Genomic DNA, 6215 nt, shown 5'->3' on the forward strand with positions numbered 1-6215 from the left:
CGCCGGCGCGGCGGCGGCCACCGCCCATCATGTCGCCGAAAATATCCTCGAAAATATCGGCAAAGCCGCCGGCGCCGAAACCGGCCCCGGCCCCGTGTCCGCCCATGCCCCCGTTCTCGAAGGCGGCATGGCCGAAGCGGTCGTAGGCGGCGCGCTTTTGCGGGTCGCGCAGCGTCTCGTAAGCTTCGTTGATTTCCTTGAACTTGCGCTCGGCTTCCGTGTCGCCCGGATTGCGGTCCGGATGGTACTTCATGGCCAGTTTGCGGAAGGCGCTCTTTAGTTCTTTCTCGTCGGCGTTTCTCGACACGCTGAGCGTCTCGTAAAAATCTGCCTTCATGAATTAAAGATCCCGCATGTTGTTCAGGCCGGACACGAGCGTCCCCGATCCGTGCCCGCTATTTAGGTGCTCGGCGCAGCGAATGCCATAGTTTGCGGGATTTGGCCAGAGTCGGCGAATGCGCGTCTGCGCTGCGGTGGATGTGAGGCAATTATCGTCTCTTCAAAGGAGCGGAAACAGGCGATCGGGCCTCGACCACCCGGAAGAGCTGCCACGGCTCGGAAACCTCCGGCACTAGGTGCTCGCCGAAATCGTCGAATTCTATACCCGATCCGGCGACCAGGTCCTTGACCGTCCGCGAAGCGATGACGCCGCCGCCTTCGGCCAGCGCGGCGATGCTGGAGGCGATATCCAGCGCCACGCCGCTGAGGCTGTCGTCCCTGACCTGCAATTCGCCCGTGTGGACGCCGGCCCGGATCGGAATGTCGAAACGCCCGAATTCGTCGACCAGCGTGAGCGCGCATTTCAAGGCGCGTGCCGGGCCGTCGAATGCGGCGACGAGCGTGTCGCCGGCCAATTCGACCTCCCGGCCGCGATAGCGCGTCAGCGCGTGGCGCAGCAGCCGATCCCGTTGGCGGTGATCCGCCGCTTGCTGCGCACATTCCTGCAGATCGTCGGTTCCGTCGAGCTTGGCGATCAGCAGGGTCGCAAGGGTGCGGTCAATCCTGGTGTCCGTCGGGAGGTCGGCGAGAAAGCGCTCGATCTCCGCGAGCATGTCTTCGACATCGTCACCGACGAAGGAAAGGTGATCGTCGCCCGGGTATTCCACGAGCCGGGCGCCCGGTATGTACCGTGCAAGCTCGCGCCCGCCCTCGATATCGATGAGCACGTCACCGGTGCGATGCAGCACCAGCGTCGGCGCCTGGATCGCGGGCAGGATCTCCGAGATGTCGATCTTGCTGTTCATGCGCATCAGCGCGATGGCGGTGCCGGGCGTAGCCCCCAGCCGCTCGAACTTGCCCCACCATTGCTGCAGCGCCGGGTCGTCGGCCGCGCTTGGCGCAAAGCGGGGCAGGCTCTTGCCCGTGCCCCAGTCCGTCCGGATGTAATCGAACAGTTCCTGGAGAGATTCCGGCGTTGGAAACCACGCATTGAACTTCGCGAAAGCACCGTAGAGAATGAGCCCCTGGCAGCGCTCGGGATGGCTGGCACCGAACAGGGAGGCCAGCGAACCGCCTTCCGACACACCCATGATCACGGCTTCGTCGAACCCGGCGGCGTCCATGACGGCGCGTACGTCGTCCATGCGCTGGTCCATGCCAGGCAGTTCCGGGACCGGATCGGAAAGACCGGTGCCGCGCTTGTCGAACATCGCCACCCGCGCCAACTGGCCGAGTCGCGTCAGCCAGGCATTGAGCGGCGCGCAATCCCAATAATTGTCGATATGAGAGACAAAGCCGGGCGCCAGCACCAGATTGACCGGCCCGCTTCCGAAAAGCTGATAGGCGATGTGGACGTCGCCGCTTCTGGCGTAGCGGACTTCCGGTGCCGTGCGGGTGGGGCTGGCCCGTGCTTCCACCGGGTAGGACCTGGCGCCGCCGCTTTCCTCGACCCGTACCTCATGCGTGAAGCGGAAGCCGCGTCCGTGGATCGTCCGCACGAAACGCTGCGTCGCGCCGTCGTCGCCGATGAGCTGCCGGACCGCCTTGATGCGGCTGCTCAGCGTTGCGTCCGTGACGAGCCTGTTCTTCCAGACGACCTCGAACACCTCCTCCTTGGCGACGACACGGTCGCGGTTCTGCAGGAGGAAGATCAGAAGGTCCAGCACCTGCGGCTCGACCGGCAGGCGTTCGCCCGACCGGAAGACTTCGAATGTGCCAGCATTCACGGTGTACTGATCGAAATGGAAAATCGAGGCTTGCCGCACCCTCCTCTCCTCTCCTGGTGTTCGCGGGCCTGATACCCGGCGACCGACCAACGGCGGCCCGGTCAGGATAACCCTCGCTTCCATGGCAGGTCCACGCTTTTCCGACATCTCCGCAGGAGTCCTGCAGATGTCCTGCAAGCATGCCGCCGCCACGTGTCTGTAATGTCCCCGACGACCGGCGCCGGGCTGTTCCGCCGGTCGCCGGGATGTTTTTCCGTTGGTTCTTGGAGAGGAAAAAGGAGGAGCAATGTCGCTGGCAGCAGAAGAGACGACCCCCGCGTTTGACAAGGCGGCAGCCGAGGCCTTTACCGGGAAGATGGCTGAGGCCCTCGAATCCGGCGCCGTCGCCGTGATGCTGGGCTTCGGCCATACTCTTGGTCTGTTCGACGCCATGGCGGTGTTGCCGCCGTCAACGAGCGAGGAGATCGCCGCCGAGGCGGGGCTGGACGAGCGCTATGTGCGCGAGTGGCTTGCCGTCATGGTGACCGGTCGTGTCGTTCTCTACGATCCGGTGGGGCGGCGCTACCGCCTGCCGGAGGAGCACGCCGCCTGCCTGACGCGGGGTGCGCCGTTCGGCAATCTCGCGCTCTATGGCCGGTTCCTCGCCCTCATGGGTCAGGCGCAGGATCACGTGCTGGCCGGATTCCGCACTGGTTAGGGGACCGGCTACGATGACTACCCGTGCTTTCACGAAATCATGGCCGAGGCCAGCCGGCAGTCGGTTGTCGACCAGATCTCGGAGACGGTTCTGTCGCTGGTCGATGGGCTGGCGGCGCGGCTCGAGGCAGGCATCGACGTTCTGGATGCCGGTTGCGGGCGGGGAGAGGCGCTCATCGCCCTGGCACGGCGTTTTCCGAACAGTCGCTTCGTCGGCTACGACCTGTGTGCCGAGACCATCGCCTTCGCCAACGGAGCCGCCCGCGCGGCGGGACTTGAAAACCTTCGCTTCGAGATCCGCGACCTGTCGGACTACGATGAAAAGGCCCGTTTCGACTTCGTCACCACGTTCGACGCGGTGCACGACCAGAAGGATCCGCAGGCACTCATCGTGAGCTTGCGCGGCGCACTGAAGCCGAACGGCGTCTACCTCATGCAGGACATCGGCGGCGCGGCCAGGCTCGAGGACAACATGGATTTCCCCATGGCCCCGCTGCTCTACGCGATCTCCTGCGTGCACTGCATGCCGGTCTCGCTTGGCCAGGGCGGTGCCGGGCTGGGCACGATGTGGGGCTGGGAGACGGCCGAAGCCATGCTGAAGAACGCCGGCTTCCAGAGGCTGGAAAAGCACGTGCTGCCCACTCACCCGCTGAATGTGTGGTTCGTAGCCCACGCGTGAGACCAGGTCCGGCCTTCGCCGCGAGCGGTGCGCCTGAGGCGCATCGCCCCCTGCCACGCATGTCCCAGCCCTTCAAGTCGCAACGGAGACGATCATGGCCGACACAGGCTTCGACTATTTCACACCCGCATTCCGGCTGCATGCCGCCCCGCCCGGCTTCTGGCTCTATGCCGAGCCGGTTCCCGGCCGCGACGGTCGCTTCCGGCTGAGGCCGGGCAGGAACGCCGGGCCGCTCCTTCGTAAAATTGACGTGGACAGGCACCAAGCGGATACGGACGACATCGCCGCCTGAGGGATCGCCCGTTTCCCTGGATCCGGTGAATACACTCCTCTGGCACGAGAAGCCTCGGGGGTCGCGTGCGCTCCCGGCAAAAACCGCCGGAGCACCGCCGCCGCATGAAAGAACTCGGCCCGCGCCGGTTGTGAAACAGGACAGGTGGGATGAGGTCAACATTCCCGATGGCTCGCCCGAAGGTTCGAAATGCGATCCACAACACGAGTTGGCGGTGAGCCGACCCATCCAGTTACGGGCGCGTGCCCGCCTTCGTTGAGGGTTGAGTGCAGCTTGAACAAGCGGCGCTGCATTCTGCGCATCGAAGGCGGGCAAAGAGACGTCGTACAATCTACGTGCGCCGACAGATCATCTCGACCGGGGCAATTAGCCCGCGTTCCAGGTTCTCGATCATGTTGGCAATCTTCTCCGATGCGGCTGGTCCCATATGGATGTGTATCCCGAGTGGCGGCGGTCCGCTTTCGACCATGCGCGCTCGTATCCGACGGAAGAAATCGAGAGCGAAGTCTCGCCGATTTTCTTCCGCCACCACAACGAAGCCGCCCCGTTCGAGAGCCTCGCGAAAAGCGGCGGGGGTGGCGAGAAAGGAGAGTGCTGCCGTTTCGGCCCAGGGAACCGGGTACGACAGATCGCCGCCGCCGGTCTGCATCACCTCGTAGACCCCAAAGACCCCGTCGGTCTTGAGCACGCGGGCGACTTCGGCGCAGAGCCTCTCCTTGTCCGCAATATTCATCGCGACATGGATCAACATGGCCGCATCGAAGCTTTCGGCATCGAAGGGGAGCGCCGTGGCGCTGGCGATCTTGAACGCCACCTGCCCGGTGAGCCCCACCATACCTGTCAAGCTCTCGGCAACCTTGACATATTCGGGCGTCACATCGACCCCGACGACGCGGCAGCCATAGCGGCCGGCAAGGAAGCGGGCGGGCCCGCCAATACCGGATCCGATGTCAAGGACGGTCACGTCGGCCTTCAGGTCGATCTTTTCCGCAAGATGAACCGTGGCTTCGCGCCCGCCCATATGGAATTCATCAACCGGAGCAAGATCATCCGGCTGCAGCCTGTCGAGACTGTGCCCTGAAGCGATCAGCCCGTTGCGGATCGCCTCTTCGAGTGAACCGTGGGTCCAGTGCTGAACCACCTCCTGTTCGATCGTCGTCATCTTTGCCCTCCTCTCGGGCCACGGGCGAATATCCCGTCTGTCACGCTCCTGCTTCGCCATGGAACGGCGGAGCAAGTCACATTACCGCGTTCCTCCTTCCAAGGCTCGCATCGAGAAGCATGCGCGAAGAGAAGAATATCTCCAGTCCAGAAGTTGAATCGGTCGGACTGGAGTTTTCGGTTATGATCAACTTCGATGTGGAGGCTGTCATGGAACACGGTCAGCTTTGTCCTCTCGCCAAAGCCACGGAGATCCTTGCCGAGCGCTGGACGTTTCTGGTGATACGGCAACTGCTCTCCGGCGCGGCCCGGTTCAACGAGATCCGCCGCGGCGTGCCGCTGATGTCGCCGTCGCTACTGTCCCAGCGCTTGCGGCGATTGGAACGGGAGGGTCTGGTCAGGCGGGAGGGGCTGGCTTCCGGCCACCTTTATCGCCTAACTGAAGCCGGCCAGGAGCTTGCGCCCATCGTGCACGGATTGAGCCGTTGGGGCGAACGCTGGGTGCTGGGCCATATCGACCCTCGAAAGTCTGACGTTACCGCGCTGATGTGGGCGATGCGGAGGCGTGTCGACCCGTCGGTTTTCGGGCAAGGGCGGGTCACGGTTCAGTTCGAATTCACCGATCAGCCGCGGGCGAAGCGTTTCTGGTGGCTGGTCAATGAGGGCAGCAATGTCGATCTGTGCCCGAAGGATCCCGGTTTCGAGGTGGGCCTTTACGTGCTCACCGATCTGGAGACGATGGCGCAGATCTGGGTGGGCAAGCTGCAACTCTCCACCGCGATCAATGCAGGCCACCTGGAGTGTTCCGGAGAACACGGCCTGCGCCAGGCCTTTCGCTCATGGTTGCTTCTGAGCCCGTTCGCGCAAAAGCGCGCGGTTGAACCGGGCTACCGGTCAAACGCGCCGGCGTAGCGGTTGAGCCATACGCCCTCACGGAAAGAAAGTCTGGTCCCCGTGATGGAGCCAGCCTCTCGACCCCACCTCACTAGGTCTGCTTCCTGCAGTGGCCGAGCCATTCTCAATTTTTGTGCGAACGGCAAGTTCCATCCATCCGCGACATTCCAGTGGTGTGGCTACTATACTTGTCTTTGAGTGCTGCACTTCACGTTCGATTTGACACTGGTATGCAGCGGGCGCGGCCTGCCGAGGCCGCCCACGGCGCGGCGGGGGTCCATAGCGGCAAGCACGCCACAGCGCCTGTCCGCCCCATCCCCACCCTGCG

7 protein-coding genes are annotated in these 6215 nt (G+C 63.8%); 4 read left to right on the top strand and 3 right to left on the bottom strand.

What is annotated here, in order from left to right; all coding sequences use genetic code 11:
- Both ACFP9U_RS23040 and ACFP9U_RS23045 read right to left on the bottom strand, forming a co-directional pair.
- Positions 1-337, bottom strand: a 337-nt coding sequence (locus ACFP9U_RS23040; RefSeq protein ID WP_378625048.1) for a DnaJ domain-containing protein, incomplete at its 3' end; no start/stop codon positions are given.
- A 151-nt stretch (positions 338-488) separates the two neighbouring features.
- Entirely contained in the window at positions 489-2204 is a 1716-nt protein-coding gene (locus ACFP9U_RS23045; protein ID WP_378625049.1) for an alpha/beta fold hydrolase, read from the bottom strand.
- A 247-nt stretch (positions 2205-2451) separates the two neighbouring features.
- Between ACFP9U_RS23045 and ACFP9U_RS23050 the strand changes: the two genes are divergently transcribed.
- From ACFP9U_RS23050 to ACFP9U_RS23060, 3 genes are all read left to right on the top strand, one after another.
- Positions 2452-2862: a hypothetical protein gene (locus ACFP9U_RS23050; protein ID WP_378625051.1), complete on the top strand. Its 411-nt coding sequence runs from the start codon at positions 2452-2454 to the stop codon at positions 2860-2862.
- Between the two features lie 39 nt (positions 2863-2901).
- Positions 2902-3540 (top strand): class I SAM-dependent methyltransferase, encoded by a 639-nt coding sequence (locus ACFP9U_RS23055; RefSeq protein WP_378625052.1) that lies wholly within the window; start codon positions 2902-2904, stop codon positions 3538-3540.
- A gap of 94 nt (positions 3541-3634) precedes the next feature.
- On the top strand, positions 3635-3832 hold the full coding sequence (locus ACFP9U_RS23060; protein WP_378625054.1) for a hypothetical protein: 198 nt from the start codon (positions 3635-3637) through the stop codon (positions 3830-3832).
- 331 nt (positions 3833-4163) lie between these two features.
- Here the strand turns inward: ACFP9U_RS23060 and ACFP9U_RS23065 are convergent, their stop codons facing one another.
- Positions 4164-4994: a class I SAM-dependent methyltransferase gene (locus ACFP9U_RS23065; protein WP_378625055.1), complete on the bottom strand. Its 831-nt coding sequence runs from the start codon at positions 4992-4994 to the stop codon at positions 4164-4166.
- Positions 4995-5113: 119 nt separating this feature from the next.
- On the opposite strand from ACFP9U_RS23065, the gene ACFP9U_RS23070 reads away from it, so the two are divergent.
- A complete protein-coding gene (locus tag ACFP9U_RS23070) occupies positions 5114-5905 on the top strand; it encodes a winged helix-turn-helix transcriptional regulator (RefSeq protein ID WP_378625057.1) in 792 nt (263 codons plus the stop codon).
- The last annotated feature ends 310 nt before the right edge of the window (positions 5906-6215 follow it).

It is taken from the genome of Nitratireductor sp. GCM10026969 (assembly GCF_042660605.1).
Lineage (GTDB): Bacteria > Pseudomonadota > Alphaproteobacteria > Rhizobiales > Rhizobiaceae > Chelativorans.

Bases quoted from the DNA above. Each gene is read 5' to 3' on its own strand.
- ACFP9U_RS23050 (WP_378625051.1), top strand. From the start codon at position 2,452: ATGTCGCTGGCAGCAGAAGAGACGACCCCCGCGTTTGACAAGGCGGCA.
- ACFP9U_RS23055 (WP_378625052.1), top strand. From the start codon at position 2,902: ATGGCCGAGGCCAGCCGGCAGTCGGTTGTCGACCAGATCTCGGAGACG.
- ACFP9U_RS23060 (WP_378625054.1), top strand. From the start codon at position 3,635: ATGGCCGACACAGGCTTCGACTATTTCACACCCGCATTCCGGCTGCAT.
- ACFP9U_RS23065 (WP_378625055.1), bottom strand. From the start codon at position 4,994: ATGACGACGATCGAACAGGAGGTGGTTCAGCACTGGACCCACGGTTCA.
- ACFP9U_RS23070 (WP_378625057.1), top strand. From the start codon at position 5,114: ATGCGCGAAGAGAAGAATATCTCCAGTCCAGAAGTTGAATCGGTCGGA.